This is a genomic window from Pseudomonas sp. p1(2021b), assembly GCF_020151015.1.
GTDB lineage: Bacteria > Pseudomonadota > Gammaproteobacteria > Pseudomonadales > Pseudomonadaceae > Aquipseudomonas > Aquipseudomonas putida_K.
Genome location: NZ_CP083746.1, coordinates 1,189,690 through 1,205,901, shown reverse-complemented (window position 1 = coordinate 1,205,901; position 16,212 = coordinate 1,189,690). Strand labels below are relative to the sequence as shown.

The 16,212-nt window shown below is 66.0% G+C and carries 15 protein-coding genes and 1 riboswitch; of the genes, 1 reads left to right on the top strand and 14 read right to left on the bottom strand.

From position 1 onward, the window contains the following. Position 1: 1 nt before the first annotated feature. The 10 genes from cobC to K8374_RS05605 all read right to left on the bottom strand — a co-directional run bounded on the left by cobC (position 2) and on the right by K8374_RS05605 (position 10,973). Complete coding sequence (gene cobC / locus K8374_RS05650; protein ID WP_224458240.1) at positions 2-571, bottom strand: alpha-ribazole phosphatase family protein; 570 nt, start codon at positions 569-571, stop codon at positions 2-4. Beyond that, a complete protein-coding gene (cobT, locus tag K8374_RS05645; RefSeq protein ID WP_224458239.1) occupies positions 568-1,623 on the bottom strand; it encodes a nicotinate-nucleotide--dimethylbenzimidazole phosphoribosyltransferase in 1,056 nt (351 codons plus the stop codon). Before cobT ends, cobC begins: the two co-directional genes overlap by 4 nt. Continuing rightward, the gene (cobU, locus tag K8374_RS05640) at positions 1,620-2,141 is read right to left on the bottom strand and encodes a bifunctional adenosylcobinamide kinase/adenosylcobinamide-phosphate guanylyltransferase (RefSeq protein ID WP_224458238.1); all 522 of its coding nucleotides are present in this window, start codon (positions 2,139-2,141) and stop codon (positions 1,620-1,622) included. Before cobU ends, cobT begins: the two co-directional genes overlap by 4 nt. A 1-nt stretch (position 2,142) precedes the next feature. Then, complete coding sequence (locus tag K8374_RS05635) at positions 2,143-3,597, bottom strand: cobyric acid synthase (protein WP_224458237.1); 1,455 nt, start codon at positions 3,595-3,597, stop codon at positions 2,143-2,145. Then, a complete protein-coding gene (cobD, locus tag K8374_RS05630; RefSeq protein WP_224458236.1) occupies positions 3,594-4,586 on the bottom strand; it encodes a threonine-phosphate decarboxylase CobD in 993 nt (330 codons plus the stop codon). The genes K8374_RS05635 and cobD overlap by 4 nt, the downstream gene beginning before the upstream one ends. Beyond that, positions 4,579-5,487, bottom strand: a complete 909-nt coding sequence (cbiB, locus tag K8374_RS05625) for an adenosylcobinamide-phosphate synthase CbiB (protein ID WP_224458235.1) — start codon at positions 5,485-5,487, stop codon at positions 4,579-4,581. The genes cobD and cbiB overlap by 8 nt, the downstream gene beginning before the upstream one ends. Further along, the gene (gene bluB / locus K8374_RS05620) at positions 5,484-6,134 is read right to left on the bottom strand and encodes a 5,6-dimethylbenzimidazole synthase (RefSeq protein WP_224458234.1); all 651 of its coding nucleotides are present in this window, start codon (positions 6,132-6,134) and stop codon (positions 5,484-5,486) included. Before bluB ends, cbiB begins: the two co-directional genes overlap by 4 nt. Further along, positions 6,131-7,426 carry a cobyrinate a,c-diamide synthase gene (locus K8374_RS05615; RefSeq protein ID WP_224458233.1) on the bottom strand — a complete coding sequence of 432 codons (1,296 nt, stop codon included), beginning with the start codon at positions 7,424-7,426 and terminating at the stop codon, positions 6,131-6,133. The genes bluB and K8374_RS05615 overlap by 4 nt, the downstream gene beginning before the upstream one ends. Next, complete coding sequence (gene cobO, locus K8374_RS05610; RefSeq protein WP_224458232.1) at positions 7,423-8,034, bottom strand: cob(I)yrinic acid a,c-diamide adenosyltransferase; 612 nt, start codon at positions 8,032-8,034, stop codon at positions 7,423-7,425. Before cobO ends, K8374_RS05615 begins: the two co-directional genes overlap by 4 nt. Before the next feature lie 119 nt (positions 8,035-8,153). Then, positions 8,154-8,378: riboswitch (cobalamin riboswitch) on the bottom strand. A 51-nt stretch (positions 8,379-8,429) separates the two neighbouring features. Next, the gene (locus K8374_RS05605; protein ID WP_224458231.1) at positions 8,430-10,973 is read right to left on the bottom strand and encodes an ADP-ribosyltransferase; all 2,544 of its coding nucleotides are present in this window, start codon (positions 10,971-10,973) and stop codon (positions 8,430-8,432) included. Between the two features lie 144 nt (positions 10,974-11,117). Between K8374_RS05605 and K8374_RS05600 the strand changes: the two genes are divergently transcribed. Next, positions 11,118-12,434, top strand: coding sequence for a PQQ-dependent sugar dehydrogenase (locus K8374_RS05600; protein WP_224458230.1), 1,317 nt, complete (start codon positions 11,118-11,120; stop codon positions 12,432-12,434). Between the two features lie 326 nt (positions 12,435-12,760). On the opposite strand, the gene K8374_RS05595 is transcribed toward K8374_RS05600, so the two are convergent. From K8374_RS05595 to K8374_RS05580, 4 genes are all read right to left on the bottom strand, one after another. Continuing rightward, positions 12,761-13,297: a C40 family peptidase gene (locus tag K8374_RS05595; protein WP_224458229.1), complete on the bottom strand. Its 537-nt coding sequence runs from the start codon at positions 13,295-13,297 to the stop codon at positions 12,761-12,763. Positions 13,298-13,437: 140 nt separating this feature from the next. Beyond that, on the bottom strand, positions 13,438-14,076 hold the full coding sequence (locus K8374_RS05590) for a C40 family peptidase (RefSeq protein WP_224458228.1): 639 nt from the start codon (positions 14,074-14,076) through the stop codon (positions 13,438-13,440). Positions 14,077-14,203: 127 nt separating this feature from the next. Next, complete coding sequence (gene hda / locus K8374_RS05585) at positions 14,204-14,908, bottom strand: DnaA regulatory inactivator Hda (protein ID WP_084858700.1); 705 nt, start codon at positions 14,906-14,908, stop codon at positions 14,204-14,206. Positions 14,909-15,130: 222 nt separating this feature from the next. After that, entirely contained in the window at positions 15,131-16,204 is a 1,074-nt protein-coding gene (locus K8374_RS05580; protein WP_224458227.1) for an AI-2E family transporter, read from the bottom strand. Positions 16,205-16,212 lie beyond the last annotated feature (8 nt).

The following is a 16,212-nucleotide window of genomic DNA, read 5'->3' as shown; positions in this document are numbered from 1 at the left end:
ATCAGGCCTCCTCGCGCAGCTGACCATCGGCCGCCAGGGCAAGGCGCACCAGCGCCCCGTGCCCGACCTCCACCTGCAACAGTTGCTCGTGCGGCAAGCCTCGGGCCTGTGCCAGCAGCAGGCGCATCACGCCACCATGGGTGATCAGCAGCACGCGCTTGCCGGCATGCTGGCGACCAAGGCGTTCCATGGTCGTCAGCACCCGCTCGGCGAAGTCACCCACTGGTTCACCGTTGGGCGGCGTGAAGGCATAAGGGTCGGCCCAGAAGCGGCCCAACGCATCGGCCTGGTCCTGCATGATCTGCGCGGCGCTGCGCCCTTCCCAGTCACCGAAGTGCAGCTCACGGACACCTGCCTCGCACTGCACCGGCAGTGCCAGCCGGTCACCGAGCTGCTCGGCGAACCGGGCACAGCGGCGCAATGGCGAGCTGACCAGGGCATCCCAAGGGCCGGCCTGGGCCACCGCCGCGTGCATCTGTGCCCAGCCGCGCTCGGTCAGGTCATCGTCCAGGCTGCCGCGCAGGCCGCCCCCCTGTTCGGTCTCACCGTGGCGCAGCAGGTCGATGATCATGCCGGGCGATCCGCCACCGCGGCCTCGGCAAAGGTCGCCATCTGCCCGTGCAGGGCGCAGGCCAGGCGCATCAACGGGACCGCCAGCGCGGCGCCGCTGCCTTCGCCCAGGCGCAGGCCCAGGGCCAACAGCGGGCTCGCCTCCAGGGCTTCGAGCACGGCCCGGTGGCCCGGTTCCGCGCCCTGGTGGGCGAACAGCAGCCAGGGGCGGCACTGCGGGTTCAGACGCACAGCCACCAGGGCAGCGACGCTGCAGATGAAGCCATCCACGAGCACGGCCACCCCCTGCTGTGCGCATGCCAGGTAGGCCCCTGCCAGGGCGGCGATCTCGAAGCCGCCGACACAGCCCAACGCCTGCAGCGGGTCGTCGGCGCGCAGCCCGTGCAACACCAGGGCACGCTCGATCACCTCGGCCTTGTGGCGCACGCCGACCGGGTCCAGGCCGGTGCCCGGGCCACTCAGCTCACGGGCCTGACAGCCAAGCAGGGTACTGGCCACGGCGGCGGCGGCGGTGGTGTTGCCGATGCCCATCTCGCCACCGATGAACAACCGGGCACCTTGCCCGGCTGCACGCAGGGCGCTGTCACGCCCGGCACCGAGGGCGGCCTGCAACTGTACGCCGGTCATCGCGGGCTGGCGGGCGAAGTTGGCGGTACCGGCGCCCAGGCGCAGGTGATGCACACCTGGCAGCGCCAGGCCAAGATCGATGGTGCCCAGGTCGATCACTTCCAGGCTGGCCCCCAGCTCGCGCGCCAGCACGCTGATCGCCGCGCCCCCACCGACGAAATTGTGCAGCATCTGCCCCGTCACGGCTTGGGGATAGGCCGAAACCCCCTCCTCCACCACACCATGATCACCCGCGAAGATCGCGATGCAGACCTGCTCGACGGATGGCCGCTCGCAGCCCTGCAAGCCGGCCAAGTGCAAGGCCAAGCCCTCCAGTTGGCCAAGCGAGCCCGCAGGCTTGGTCAACTGTCGTTGGCGGGCACGGGCCTGCTCCATGGCGGCGGTATCGAACGGTTGGCAGGGGGCGCTCCACCAGGGTTGGGTCATAGGGCAGGTCCTTTGAGCATGAGGGGAAGGCCGGCGACCGTCAGCACCACGCGCTCGCAGCGCTCGGCCACGGCCTGGTGCAGCCAGCCGGCCAGGTCGACATAGCGGCGGGTCAGCTCGCCCATAGGCACTACGCCCAGGCCGGTTTCGTTGCTGACCAGGATGAGGGTGCCGGGCAGCGTTTGCAGGCAGTCGAGCAGTGCGTCGCGCTCATGGGCCAGGCGCTGGTCGTCTTCGAGCATCAACAGGTTGGTCAGCCACAGGGTCAGGCAATCCACCAGCAGGCAACGCCCGATATCCGCTTGTGCGTGCAGCACCGAGGCCAGGGCCAGGGGTTCCTCGACCAACCCCCATTCGCTGGGTCGGCGCTGGCGATGCAACTGCACGCGTTCGTTCATCTCGCCATCGAGCGGCTGGCTGGTGGCGATGTAGGTGACCGGCAGGCCGCTGGCCACGGCCAGCTGTTCGGCCAGGCGGCTCTTGCCGGAGCGGGCACCGCCGAGGATCAGGTTGCGCATGTCAGGCGACTCCACACAGTTCGCGCAGGCGCGTGGTGTCCAGATGGCGTTCCACCAAGTCGGCCAGGCGTTCGATATCCCGCTCGCGCAGGGCTTCGTAGTCGATGGCCTGGGCGTCTTCCAACCCGGCCCAGCGCAGCAGCGCGGCGCAGGAATGGCTGCCTTCGAACAGGCCATGCAAGTAGGTGGCGAGGATCTGGCCGTCGGCACTGATTGCGCCATCGCAGCGGCCATCGCTCAGCTGAACCGCCGGGCATTCCAGCGCCGGGCCACGGGTGACGCCGGCGTGGATCTCATAGCCACTGACCGTGGCCCGCTCCAGGCCCAAGGTGCCGCAGACGTTACGCAACTGCTTCTCGGCCTCCAGCACGGTGACGTAGTCCAGCAGCCCCAGCCCTGGGCTGGAGCCGGCGGCGCCTTCCAGGCCGAGCGGGTCGTGCACCTGCTGGCCGAGCATCTGCAGGCCACCGCAGATGCCGATCAGCTTGCCGCCGTAGCGCAGGTGACGGGCGATGGCGGCGTCCCAGCCACGTTCGCGCAGTTGCGCCAGGTCGCCGCGCACGCTCTTGGAGCCCGGCAGGATGATCAGGTCGGCCGGCGGAATCGGCTGGCCGGGGCCGATGAACTGCAGATCGACCTGCGGGTGCAGGCGCAACGGGTCGAAGTCCGTGTGGTTGCTGATGCGCGGCAGCACCGGCACGATCACCTTGAGCAGGCGCCCTTGCTGGGTGGACTGGCGCACATCGATGGCGTCCTCGGCTTCCAAGTGCAGGTCGGTGATGTAGGGCAGCACCCCCAGCACGGGTTTGCCGGTGCGTTGCTCCAGCCAGTCCAGGCCTGGTTGCAGCAAGGCGATGTCGCCGCGGAAACGGTTGATGACGAAGCCCTTCACCCTGGCCTGCTCGCTCGGCGACAGCAGTTCGAGGGTGCCGACCAGGTGGGCGAAGACCCCACCGCGGTTGATGTCGGCCACCAGGATCACCGGGCAGTCCACCGCCTCGGCGAAGCCCATGTTGGCGATATCGCCGGCGCGCAGGTTGATCTCCGCCGGCGAGCCCGCGCCCTCGACCATCACCACCGGGTAGGCGGCGCTCAGGCGCTGGTGGGAGGCCAGCACGGCCTGCATGGCGATGGCTTTGTAATCGTGGTAGGCCACTGCATTCATGCAGGTCACTGCACGGCCATGGACGATCACCTGGGCCCCGGTGTCGCTGTTGGGCTTGAGCAGCACCGGGTTCATGTCGGTGTGCGGCGCCAGCCGGCAGGCCTGGGCCTGCACCGCCTGGGCGCGGCCTATCTCGCCGCCGTCGGCGGTCACCGCGCTGTTGAGCGCCATGTTCTGCGGCTTGAACGGCACCACGCCGATGCCCTGGCGCAACAGCCAGCGGCACAGGGCGGTGACCAGCGTACTCTTGCCGGCATCGGAGGTGGTGCCTTGCACCATGAGCGTGGTCATGCCGATTCCTTCTGGTAGTCGGCCAGGGCCTGGCGCAGGCGCTGCTCATCTGCAGCGTTGGCAGGCAGGCCCAGGCGCACGGCCGCTGGCTGCTCGAACAGGCGCACGAGGATGCCGCGGCGGGCGAGAAAATCCTGCAGGTGCGCGGCCCGCTCGGTGCGCACGTACTGGAACAGATCGCAGCCGCCCACGGGCACAAGGCCCGCGTCGGCCAGCAGTGCAGCCAGGCGCTGGCTGGCCTGTGCGCAGCGGGCGATCTGCAGGGCGTGGGCCGCGCCATCGCTGAAACAGGCCTGCCCCAGCACCCGGGTAGGCCCGCTGATGGTCCAGGGCCCGAGTAGCTCGGCCAGGCGCAGCAACAGGGCCTGCTCAGCCATCACGAAGCCCAGGCGCACGCCGGCCAGGCCGAAGAACTTGCCGAACGAGCGCAGTACGACCAGCCCGGGGCGTGTGGCGCACCCGACCACGCTGTGGGCGGGCGTGTTGTCCATGAAGGCTTCGTCGACCACCAGCCAGCCGCCACGCTGCGCCAGGCGGGCATGCCAGTCGAGCAGGCGCTCGCGCTCGATGCGCCGCCCTGTGGGGTTGTTGGGGTTGACCAACACCAGCACATCCAGGCGGTCGAGCGTCTGCTCGACCTGCTCTTCGTCCAGTTCGAGCAATGAGTGCCCTGCCCGTCGCCAGGCATGGGGATGCTCGGCGTAGCACGGCCAGAGCACACCGACCCGCCCTACCGGGCGCAGGCAGGGCAAGGCCTGGATCGCGGCCTGGGAGCCGGCGACCGGCAACAGTTCGGCCGCGCCGTAATAGCCGCGTGCGGCCTGCTCCAGGCCGTCGTCGGTCTCCGGCAGGCGCGCCCAGGCGTCCAGCGGAATCGGTGGTATCGCATAGGGCCAGGGCGCGATACCGCTGGACAGGTCGAGCCAATGTTCACGGGCGATGCCGTATCGGCGCACTGCACGCAGCAGGCGACCACCGTGTTCAAGCATTCCAGTAGGCTCCCAGGCAGATCAGCAACAGCCATAGCCACACACCCCGCTGGACCAGGCGCCAGCCACGCTCGATGGCGTCGGCATCGGCCATGGGCCCCTCGCCCAGGCGCGGGCGCTCGTGCAGCTCGCCGTGGTACACCGCCGGGCCACCCAGCGCTACGCCCAAGGCGCCGGCACCGGCGGCCATCACCGGGCCTGCATTGGGGCTGTCCCACAGCGGTGCCTGGTTGCGCCAGCAGGCCAAGGCCAGGCGGGTCTTGCCCAGCAGCGCGTAGGTCAGTGCCACCAATCGGGCAGGCAGATAATTGAGCCCATCGTCGATACGCGCCGCAGCCCAGCCGAAGCGCTCGAACCGTTCGTTACGATAGCCCCACATGGCATCGAGGGTATTGCTCAGGCGGTACAGCACCACCCCGGGAGCGCCGGCTACGACGAACCAGAACAGGGCGGCGAACACCGCGTCGCTGCCGTTTTCCAGCACCGATTCGGTGGCCGCGCGCGCCACGGCGGGCTCGTCCAGCTCGCGGGTTTCGCGGCTGACCAGGTAACCCACGCGCCGGCGTGCCTCGCCCAGGTCACCGCGGCGCAAGGCCTCGGCTACAGGCAGCACATGCTCGCCCAGGCTGCGCAGGCCCAGGGCACAATACAGCGCCAGCACCTCCACCAGCCAGCCGATACCCGGCAGCCAGGAGAGGATCAGCACCAGCAACGTCAGCGGCACCACAGCCAGGAACCAGGCGCTGACGCCATGGCTGCGCCAGCCCCGCCCGCCCGCATTGAGGCGCTGTTCCAGGCGCGAGGCGAAGTTGCCGAAGGCCACCAGGGGGTGCCACCGCCTGGGCTCGCCCAGCAAGGCATCCAGGGCCACCCCGGCCACGGTCAGCAAGGCCACGCTCATCGCCGTTCTCCCCATTGGTTCTCGAAGAGCATTTCACTCAAGGGCCGCTCCTGCGCCCATTGCTCCAGCACCAGCATCGGTGCCGGGTAGAACTCCACCACCGGGCCCAGGCATAGCACCGCTACCGGCTTGGCCCCCGCCGGCATGCCCAGCAGCTCGCCCAGGGCCTGGGGGTCGAACAACGACACCCAACCCATGCCCAGGCCTTCCGCGCGGGCCGCCAGCCACAGGTTCTGGATGGCGCAGGCCAGGGACGCCAGGTCCATTTCCGGCAAGGTCCGCCGGCCGAAGATGTGGGCTTCGCGGTGATCCATCAGCGCGGCCACCAGCACTTCGGCACAGTCCTGGATGCCTTCGACTTTGAGCTTCATGAATTCATCGGAGCGCTGGCCCAAGGCTTGGGCGGTACGCTCGCGCTCCTGTTCCACCAGCGCCTGGATACGCTCACGCAACGTGCGTTCGCTGATGCGGATGAAACGCCACGGCTGCATCAGGCCGACGCTGGGGGCCTGGTGGGCTGCAGCCAGCAGGCGGGCGAGCAGCTCCGGCGCCACCTCGCCGCCAGCGAAATGGCGCATGTCGCGGCGCTCGCCGATGGCGCGGTAGACCGCAGCGCGCTCGGCATCGGAGAAGGCGTGCTCGCTCATGGTCGCAGCAGCGCCGCCGCCGCGTCGGGGTTGGAGGGGAAATAGAAGTGCACGTAGGACGCAGTCAGGCGGCCGATGCGATACACCGCCTCGTTGCCACGCCCACCGTTGGGGCTTTGCCCACGGGCGATCGGCTCGAGCGTGGTCGTGGTCAGCGAATGATGGTAGGTATGGCCACGCAAGGTGCCTTCGGGCAGTTCCACCGCTTGCAGGGCCAGGGCTGCCAGGCGCTTTTGCATCACCGCCTCGCCCGGCAGCAGGCCGAGCAGCTCAGCCCGCTCGCCGGCCACGTCGGTCAGGGCGTCGAGCAGGTAGAGCATGCCGCCGCATTCGGCCAACAAGGGTTTGCCCTGGGCGTGGTGGGCGCGGATCGCCTCCAGCATCGGCGCGTTGCCGGCCAGGGCGCGGTGGTGCAACTCCGGGTAGCCGCCGGGCAGGTAGAGGCTGTCGACCGGCGGCAGCTCAAGGTCATGTACCGGTGAGAAGAACAGCAGTTGCGCCCCCAACCGGCGCAGCAGGTCGAGGTTGGCCCCATAGGTGAAGGCGAAGGCTTCGTCCCGGGCGACGCCGATACGCACGCCGGCCAAGGTCGCGGCGCTGGCCGCAGGCACAGGTGCGTCGAACGCCACCGGTGGCGGCAAGGCGGCGTCACAGCTGGCACCCAGGGCATCGGCGGCAGCATCCAGGCGCATGTCCAGGTCGTTGAGTTCGCTGGCCTGGACCAGCCCCAGGTGGCGGCTGGGCAGCTCGATGCCGCGCTCGCGGGATAAACCGCCGTACCAACGTAGGCCCTCGGTCAGGCTGCCTTCGAGCAATTGTGCGTGGCGCAGGCTGCCGACCCGGTTGGCCAGCACCCCGGCAAAGGGCAGGTCGGGCTGGTAGCGCGCCAGGCCCAGGGCCAGGGCGCCGAAGGTCTGGGCCATGGCGGTGCCATCGATCACCGCCAGCACCGGCACGCCGAAATGACGTGCCAGGTCAGCGCTCGACGGGGTGCCATCGAACAGCCCCATGACCCCTTCGATCAGGATCAAGTCGGCCTCGCCCGCCGCCTCCCAGAGCAGGCGCCGGCTTTCCTCGGCGCCGATCATCCACAGGTCGAGCTGGTACACCGGTGCGCCGCTGGCGCGTTCGAGGATCATCGGGTCGAGGAAGTCCGGCCCGCACTTGAAGACCCGGACCTTGCGGCCCAGGTTGCGGTGCAGGCGCGCCAGGGCGGCGGTGACCGTGGTCTTGCCTTGGCCTGACGCGGGTGCCGCGATCAGCACCGCCGGGCAGTGCCGGACCTGGTTCATAGCTCCACGCCCTTCTGGGCGCGGATTCCGGCCTGGAAGGCATGCTTGACCATGCCCATTTCGGTGACGGTGTCGGCCAGCTCGATCATCTCCGGCTTGGCGGCACGGCCGGTGACGATCACGTGTTGCATCGGCGGGCGCGCCTGGATATCGGCCAGTACCTGGTCGAGGTCAAGATAACCGTGCTTGAGGGCGATGTTCAGTTCATCGAGCACCACGAACTGCAGCGAAGGGTCCTGCAGCATCTGGCGCGAAACCGCCCAGGCGGCTTCGGCGGCGGCGATGTCGCGCTGGCGATCCTGGGTTTCCCAGGTAAAGCCCTCGCCCATCACGTGGTAGCGCACCTGTTCGGGGAAGCGGCGGAAGAACAGCTCTTCGCCGGTGCTGTTGCGCCCTTTGATGAACTGCACCACGCCACACTGCATGCCGTGGCCCAATGCGCGGGCGAGCATGCCGAAGGCCGAGCTGCTCTTGCCCTTGCCGTTGCCGGTGAGCACCAGCAGCAGGCCACATTCGTTGGGGGCATTGGCGATACGTTCGTCGATGATCGCCTTCTTGCGCTGCATGCGCGCCAGGTGACGTTCGTCGCGCTCGGTGGAATCGCTCATCAGGGTTCTCCGCAGGCTGTCACCGCGCACGGGCGACGACAGGTCGATAGGCAGGCAGCCGGAGAACGCGCAGGAGCCGTGGCAGACGCGCCACGGTGCACCGCGCATCACCCTCCGTGATGCCGTTGGCAGTGACAGGCCGGTCTCCGGGCTCGTGAGCGAGGCCTTGGGCCCCTGTACCGCGCGCCTTCCCGGGGCATGTCCCCAGTGGCCCTGCGCGGCCTTTGACTCACCTACCGTTGCGGGGGCAGCGCCGGGATCGCGCCTTCGCTGGCGCCCACCGGCTTCCCAGTTTCACCCTGCCCAGCGTTGGCTGGCAGGGCACCTGAAACACGTCGCGAAGGTTAGAGGGTTGGATCGGGAGCGTCAAATGAAGCGAGGCCCCGATACCCCAATCATGGCCCGAAGAAACGCTCTACCAGATGTGGCGCTCCCAGCCGTTCGAGATAGGCGCCTCTGTCGAACGGGTCACCGCTACGCAGGTCGTATACCGGGCCGCCTTGAGGCTTGCTTACCTGCCTGAGTCTGACCTTGACGAACCGATAGTCGACACCGACGATTTCAGAGACTTCGTCGATCTGGAAATACGTTCCCGGCAGGAACAGCGTCTCGACTTCATAGCCATGGGCAGAGAGCGGCGCGATCTGCCTGCCGCTGCGGTAGCGACCGGCTGGCAGTTCGAACACTACAGAGGTGTCGTCGAAAACGCCCTCCAGGCCGCGACTCGAAAGCTTGTCCGGATCGGCCGAGAACTTACGAATGATGTAGGGGTTTTCGGTAAAGGACGTCAGGTCGGTGTTGACCAGAATATCCCCTTCGCTGAAACGCCCGCTGCGAAAGTGCACGCCACTGGTACCGCGCTCGCCGCACCCCCCTCGATACAACGGAACCTCGGCATCGGCAGGCAGTCGCTCCAGGGAGTCGGCCAGTTTGTCGAGATAGCTGGCTTCGTCTCCATAGCTGAAGTTGCGCACCCCCTGACGCAGGTAATCATTGATGGAGTCATCCATGGTGTAGGTATCGATCAGGTGATTCTTGAAGCGGCCATCATGCTTGTAGGTGTAGGTGGAGGCGCCATGGTGGTCGATATAGTCGAACCCTTCATCGTCCACCAACGGCTCGGCATCGCTCGCCAGCTCGGGGATGTCGAGCTGCTCGAACAGGCTTTCCTGGCGGGCCATGGCGGTGTCGGACAGAAACTCGCTGCGCTGCTCATCGGTGAGCATGTACTCATCCCAAAAGGCCGACGACTGCTGGGCAAGCCCATCCCCTGGCGCGCCTCCCGCGAGGCGCGGCGGGCCCAGCAACTCCCATTCGCCCGCTTCATTCAGACGCACGGGGCGTATCGGCGCGAAGGCGAAGGGGTTGTCGGGGGGCACGATGAGCCAAGTGTTCAGCTCGGTGCTGTAGCGCACGCGATACGGCAGGCCTTGCAGTTCGATCCAACTCTCGCCCTTGGGGCCCAAGTGGATGCCGCGCAACATCTGGCGGCCTTGTGGCAGGCCATACAGGATTTCGTTGGCTTGCTGGTCTTGCAGCCAACCTTGAGGCTCGGCAAGCGGTTGCCAGTCAGCCAGCGATACGCCCGTTTCATGAAATGCCGCGCGATAGGCCAGGGTGGCATAGCTGGCACCGAAGCCGAGCTCGATCATGTTCAACGCGGCGAAGATCGAATCGATGATGGCGCCGCGCAGGGCATCCTGCCGTGCCGTACGGCTGCGTGCATGGGTTGCAGCATCCACATCCAGCCAGACCTTGGTCACCGACGCCGCCAGCAATGCCAGGCTGATACCGGGCGACAAGGGCACCAGCAAGGCGCTGACCTTGATGAAGGCGGCCAGATAACCGGTGAGCATGGCCTTGCGCAATTGCTGGTTATCGACCATCAACCCGGCGTTGCGGCGCATGTCGCTCCTGGCATCCTCCTGCAGCTGGGTGAACAGCTTGCGACTGCCCGCTGTGCTGGATTGCCGGAGCAACTGCAAGGCCGCGGCATCGCTGGAGCTGTCGGCCAGCTGGCGCAGGGCATCCTCAGTCGCTTCAGGCCCATCGCCCAGGTGCGCGTCAGCGATCGCCGCGCTCCTGAGCCGCTGCATGCCTTCGGTCGTGGCCGCCCAGCTACGCAACCAGCGCGCCATGGCCAGCTCCGAGGCGAACCCGCGCAAGGCCTGCTCGTCATACGGCATGTACAGCCACACGCGCCCATCGGCTGGGCGCAGGATATACAGGCAAGCCCTGCCCACACTCGGGCGATAGACACTGAGCGTGGTTTCCCCTTCTTCCGTCACCGTGCGCAGCAGCTCCAGCGTCGGAATAGGCGCCGAGGACGCGAGCACACTCGAGACGAGGGCGCGAATCTGCCTGGCATCCTGCGCCGTGAGCCTCCCGTCCCGCTCGGCCTGCTTGCACTGGGCCAACAGGCTGACCTTGGCCAGTACCCTGAAGTCGTCGGCACGCGTTCTCCAGAACGCCTCCACTTCGTCCTGTACCACCTGGGCGAAATCCAGTTTCCAGAAATCCTTCTGAACCTCCCGGGCCAGCATAGGGACCTCGTTACGTTCGTCGAACCGCTGCGCATAGGCCCCCTGGCAATAGAAGCCACCGTAAAGGTCCAATTCGTCCGTGGCGTCCTGGAAGCCTACAGAGAAGCGCTCGATCATCAGCTCGGTGAAACGCAAGGACTTGATCGGGCGCTGGTTGTGCGCCCAGCCGGTGAAACTCCGGCTGCTGGAGGCCGCATCGGTGAACTGGTGCCACCAGACCAGATCCGGGTCCCAGTCCTTGCCGGTGTGGCGCCGCAAAATCTGCCTAGCGTGACGCTGGGCGAGCCGATAGGGGTCGGGAAAATGCGCCAGGAAGTCGTCCGTCAGTTGTGTCAACGCGCGCCCGGTACCGAGCACCTTGAGGTTGTGCAGCACTATGTGTTGGAGGTCGAGCATAGGATAGGTCCAGGCTGGTCTAGGGCCTGCCATGGTTGCCAATGCCCCGTCGCCCCGGTGGTAGATAGGTCTGCACGCCGCGAATGAACCTACTCGAACGCATCCGACTCTCAACTCTCACACACTCCGATGAGGACTCCGGTCATGGACAGGATGCGAACTTCGATACTACTGGCCCTGATCTTCAGCCTCGGTGCCTGCGGCGAGTCCGCTCGCCTGGACGTCAGCGACGGCAGCGGCCCTTCGCCGCAGCTGCCGGAGCCGCGAGAGACGCTGCTCCCCACCATCCATATCGCGCCGGTCACCGGCTGGCCGGAGGGCGCCAGGCCGAAGTCGGCCACCGGTACACAGGTGGTTGCCTTCGCCAGCAACCTCGACCACCCGCGCTGGCTGCATGTGTTGCCCAACGGAGATGTGCTGGTGGCGGAAACCAATGCCCCAGCCAAGCCCGAGGATGGCAAGGGGATTCGCGGCTGGGTGATGCGCAAGGTCATGGAGCGCGCCGGCGCAGGCGTGCCCAGCGCCAATCGCATCACCTTGCTGCGCGATGCCGACCACGATGGCGTCGCGGAGATTCGTACGACCTTCATCGAAGGGCTCAACTCACCGTTCGGCATGGCATTGGTGGGCAAGGACCTGTATGTCGCCGATACCGACCGGCTGCTGCGTTTTCACTATGAGCCGGGCGCCATGCAACTGCGCCAGGAAGGCCGCACGGTGGTGGACCTGCCTGGGGGGCCGCTGAATCACCATTGGACCAAGAACGTGATCGCCAGTCGCGACGGCAAGAAGCTGTATGTCACGGTCGGCTCCAACAGCAACGTGGGCGAGAACGGGCTGGACAAGGAACAGGGCCGGGCAGCGATCTGGGAGGTGGACCCAGCCAATGGCGAACATCGGATCTTCGCCTCGGGCCTGCGCAACCCCAACGGGTTGGCGTGGGAGCCGCGTACAGGCGTGCTGTGGACGGCCGTCAACGAGCGTGACGAGATCGGTAGCGATCTGGTGCCGGACTACATCACCTCGGTCAAGGATGGGGGGTTCTACGGTTGGCCATACAGCTACTACGGCCAACATGTGGATTTGCGGGTCGAGCCGCAGGATCCGGCGAAAGTGGCGCAGGCGATCGTGCCGGATTATGCGGTGGGGCCGCACACGGCATCGCTTGGGCTTGAGTTCGCCCAGCCGGGGGTGTTACCGGCACCGTTCGAACAGGGGGCGTTCGTAGGGCAGCATGGGTCTTGGAATCGCAAGCCGCACAGTGGGTACAAGGTGATTTTCGTGCCGTTCAGTGATGAGGGGAGGCCTGCCGGGAAGCCGGTGGATGTGCTGACGGGGTTTGTGAATGGTGAGGGGAAGGCGATGGGGAGGCCTGTGGGCGTGGTCAATGATGGGCGTGGCGGGGTTTTGGTGGCGGATGATGTGGGGAATGTGGTTTGGCGGGTGAGTCGGGGGACTTGAGGGCTTGGGCTTGGGCTTTTAGGTCGTGCAGGTATTCGTTTTTGGTGGTGGGGCCTGGGCTATCGCGCAGGAAAGAGCAAACGCGGTGGCGGCGACAGCGGCGAAAAATCGTGCTGATGGGTTGGCTGTTCTAGCCCTATCGCGGGGCAAGCCCGCTCCCACAAGGACGGCGCAAGCTCAAGAATTATGCGGTCTCTGTGGAGATCACCCAGCCCTTTGGGCTGCGCTGTCGCGCAGAGAACAAGTGGCTAGCGCCGCCTTCTTCTGTGGGAGCGGGCTTGTCCCGCGATTGGCCCGAGCGCTCACCATCACTGTCACTGACGATCTCAAGGATTCTGCGCCAAATGCCCCGCCGTCAACACTCGCTTGGCCTGCAGGTACGCCCGCGCCCAATAGCGGTTGGATAGATAATCCAACCGCACCGTCCCCCCGCTGGAGGGTGCATGCACGAACCGCCCCTCACCCACGTAGATCCCTGCATGGCTGACCTGCGAGCCGCCACCGGTGGCGAAGAACACCAGGTCACCCGACTGCAACGCATTGATGTCTACATTAGGCGCCCGCATCACGATCATTTCACGCGTCGACCGCGGCAGCTTGATCCCCGCCGCATCTCGGTACACATAGCCGATCAACCCACTGCAATCGAACCCCGAGTCCGGCGTATTGCCACCCCAGCGGTAGGGCGTGCCTACCAAGCCGATGGCACGGAACAACACATCTTCCGCCACAGGCGAAAAAGCCGGTTGCTGGTTGAACGTCACCGTCGGCTTGGCCACCGGGGCAGGTGCCGGGGCACGGCTCGAGCAGGCCGCGAGCAATGCCGCCAGGGAAAGGAATGCGAAGCGCGCCAACATCGCCATGGTCAGAACATCCTGTCTGGAACCGTTCGGCCGCAGCCGAAGCCAAAAGAGTTGAGGAATTAGATTAGACGCTTTCTATAAATGCGCACGGCGGCGAGCTTTTCAGCATCGCCGCCGCGGCAGGGTACAGCATTTTGATATCAGTTGCGCGAGATCGTGGTCGGCGCCATGGCCAGGGCGCGCTTGGCCTCGATAAAGGTCTTGCTCCAGTAGCGATCGCCCAGGCTGTCGATGCGCACACCGCCGCTGCGGCGGCTGCTGGAGTGGATGAACTGGTTGTCACCCAGGTAGATGCCGGCATGGCTCACACGGCCACGGCCATTGGTGCTGAAGAACAGCAGGTCACCTGGCTTGAGCTTGTTGCGAGCGACTTTTGGCGCATCGACGTTGATCATCTCGCGGGTCGAACGCGGCAGTTTCACGCCTGCTTCCTCACGGAACAGGTAGCCGATGAAACCACTGCAGTCGAAACCGGACTTCTCCGAGGTACCGCCATAACGGTAACGGGTGCCGATCAGCGACATGCCGCGCTCCAGGATACTGTCGGCCAAGGCCGGCAGCTCATAGGGCTTGCTGTTGCTGGAAAAGGCTTCCAGGTCTTCTTCAGTGGCCAGCGGCTCTTCACCGAAAACGGAAGAGGCGGATGGCTTGATCAGCTCGGCGGTATGGGTGGCGAGCGATTGTTGATCCTGTGGCTGGGAAACGGGGCCTTGGGAGGCGCAGCCAAAAAGCAGGGTCACGAGTGCAAGTGGCACGAGGGGTGCGAAGCGCGTCAGCATGGGCACGACCGTGTCTGTAATCCTTTAGAAGGGGGAAACTATGCCCTCTATCATGGCCATTTGCAAATTTTATCGAAAAAAATGTGACTTTTCTGTTTTCAGGCTCTGGGGCGCTGTTTTCAGGGTGCTACCAACCCAGGGTTTCCTTGAGGAACGGGATGGTCAGCTTGCGTTGCGCCTGGAGGGAAGCCTGGTCGAGACGTTCGAGCAGATCGAACAGTGCACTCATGCTGCGAGCGCCACGGGTGAGGATGAAATGACCGACTTCATCGGTCAGGTGCAGGCCGCGGCGCGAAGCCCGCAATTGCAAGGCACGAAGCTTGTCTTCGTCGGACAGGCCGCGCATCTGGAAGATCAACGCCAGGGTCAGGCGCGACTTGAGGTCGGGCAGTTTGATCGGCAACTCGCGCGGTGAGCTGGACGCTGCCAGCAGCAGGCGCCGACCACTGTCGCGCAGGCGGTTGAACAGGTGGAACATGGCCTCTTCCCAATCGGCCTTGCCGGCGATCACGTGCAGATCGTCGATACACACCAGTTCGTATTGCTCCAGGTAATCGAGCAACGTCACGCCACGGTCGAGCAATTGTGCCAGAGGCAGGTAGACAGCCGGCTCGCCCAGCTGCTGGAAACGGTGGGTAGCGGCCTGGAGCAGGTGCGTGCGACCAACACCCTGCTTGCCCCATAGATAGATGAGGCTCTCGGTCCAGCCGGCGTCGGCTTCGCAAAGCCGTTCGACGTAACCCAATGCCGCGGCATTGGCGCCCGGATAGTAGTTGATGAAGGTGGCGTCATCGCGCAGACGCACACCCAGGGGCAACTGGATCGGTTTCATGCTGGCTGGCGGTCGCGAGGACCACAGGGGGCCTTTGGTGAACAGTGTGCAAAGTCTATACCCGCAACGCGGACGGCACAATCTGTGAGGGTAATAGGGCAAGTAAAATCAATGGGTTGCATGACACTTTGGCCTTGCCGGCCCGGTTGCATGGCAAGGGCTTCGCCCTCGATCGCGCGGCAGGCGCGCGCCTAATAGGGCCGCGACGCGGCCCCTACCCGGCTAAAGCTTCGGGTCGATATCCCCGGCGTACATGTCCGACTCCTTGTAAAGGTCATGCACATGCCGCAGCAATACCATGATCACCGCCGCCACCGGTAAGGCCAGTAGCACGCCGGTGAAGCCGAACAACTCGCCCCCGGCCAGGATCGCGAAGATCACCGCAACCGGGTGCAGGCCGATACGGTCGCCTACCAACAGCGGCGTCAGCACCATGCCTTCGAGCGCCTGACCGACCATGAACACCGCGACGATGCCGAGCATCGCGTAGGGGTCGCCGCCGAACTGGAACAGGCCCGCGACCAATGCCGCGCCGATACCGATGATGAACCCCATGTACGGCACGATGGCCGCAAGCCCGGCCAACAGGCCGATCAGCAACCCCAGCTCCAGGCCCACCAGCATCAGGCCGCCGGCATAGATCAAGCCAAGCGCCAGCATCACCAACAACTGGCCGCGAACGAAGGCCCCCAGCACCTCGTGGCACTCCCCTGCCAGGCCCATGACCTGGGCTTCGCGCTGGCGAGGCAGCAGGCTGCGCAGCTTGGCCATCATCACGTCCCAATCGCGCAGCAGGTAGAACCCTACCACCGGGATCAGCACCAGGTTGGCCAGCCAGGCGAGCAAGGCCAGCCCCGACGCCGTGGCCTGGGACACCACCACGCCGACAATATCGGTGGTCTGGCCCATGTGCGCACCAATAGCGGCCTTGATCTTGTCGAACTTCCAGAAGCCATCGGCCAGGCCCAGCCGGCCCTGTACCCAGGGCAGCGCCACATGCTGCAGCCAATCGAGCATCTGCGGCGCCAGTTCGTACAAGCGCACCAACTGCTTGGCCAACATCGGCACCAACACCAGCAGCAAGGCAAGGAACAGCAGGGCGAACAGACTGAACACCACCACCACGCCCCAGGTCCGAGACAGCCCCAGGCGTTCCAGGCGGTCGACCAGCGGGTCGGCAAGGTAGGCAAGCAGGATGCCGACCAGGAACGGCGACAGGATGTTATGCAGGCAATAGAGGAGCACGGCGACCAGCAACGCCATGCCCAGCCACGCCCAACGGCGCATATCGATCATGCGTGGTA

Excerpts from the sequence above, each read along its gene's own strand:
- hda (WP_084858700.1), bottom strand. The coding sequence starts at position 14,908 with ATGAAACCGATCCAGTTGCCCCTGGGTGTGCGTCTGCGCGATGACGCC.
- K8374_RS05635 (WP_224458237.1), bottom strand. The coding sequence starts at position 3,597 with ATGACCACGCTCATGGTGCAAGGCACCACCTCCGATGCCGGCAAGAGT.
- cobO (WP_224458232.1), bottom strand. The coding sequence starts at position 8,034 with ATGAGCGATTCCACCGAGCGCGACGAACGTCACCTGGCGCGCATGCAG.
- K8374_RS05590 (WP_224458228.1), bottom strand. The coding sequence starts at position 14,076 with ATGCTGACGCGCTTCGCACCCCTCGTGCCACTTGCACTCGTGACCCTG.
- bluB (WP_224458234.1), bottom strand. The coding sequence starts at position 6,134 with ATGAGCGAGCACGCCTTCTCCGATGCCGAGCGCGCTGCGGTCTACCGC.
- K8374_RS05615 (WP_224458233.1), bottom strand. The coding sequence starts at position 7,426 with ATGAACCAGGTCCGGCACTGCCCGGCGGTGCTGATCGCGGCACCCGCG.
- cobD (WP_224458236.1), bottom strand. The coding sequence starts at position 4,586 with ATGCTTGAACACGGTGGTCGCCTGCTGCGTGCAGTGCGCCGATACGGC.
- K8374_RS05580 (WP_224458227.1), bottom strand. The coding sequence starts at position 16,204 with ATGATCGATATGCGCCGTTGGGCGTGGCTGGGCATGGCGTTGCTGGTC.
- cobT (WP_224458239.1), bottom strand. The coding sequence starts at position 1,623 with ATGACCCAACCCTGGTGGAGCGCCCCCTGCCAACCGTTCGATACCGCC.
- K8374_RS05595 (WP_224458229.1), bottom strand. The coding sequence starts at position 13,297 with ATGGCGATGTTGGCGCGCTTCGCATTCCTTTCCCTGGCGGCATTGCTC.
- cobU (WP_224458238.1), bottom strand. The coding sequence starts at position 2,141 with ATGCGCAACCTGATCCTCGGCGGTGCCCGCTCCGGCAAGAGCCGCCTG.
- K8374_RS05605 (WP_224458231.1), bottom strand. The coding sequence starts at position 10,973 with ATGCTCGACCTCCAACACATAGTGCTGCACAACCTCAAGGTGCTCGGT.
- K8374_RS05600 (WP_224458230.1), top strand. The coding sequence starts at position 11,118 with ATGGACAGGATGCGAACTTCGATACTACTGGCCCTGATCTTCAGCCTC.
- cobC (WP_224458240.1), bottom strand. The coding sequence starts at position 571 with ATGATCATCGACCTGCTGCGCCACGGTGAGACCGAACAGGGGGGCGGC.
- cbiB (WP_224458235.1), bottom strand. The coding sequence starts at position 5,487 with ATGAGCGTGGCCTTGCTGACCGTGGCCGGGGTGGCCCTGGATGCCTTG.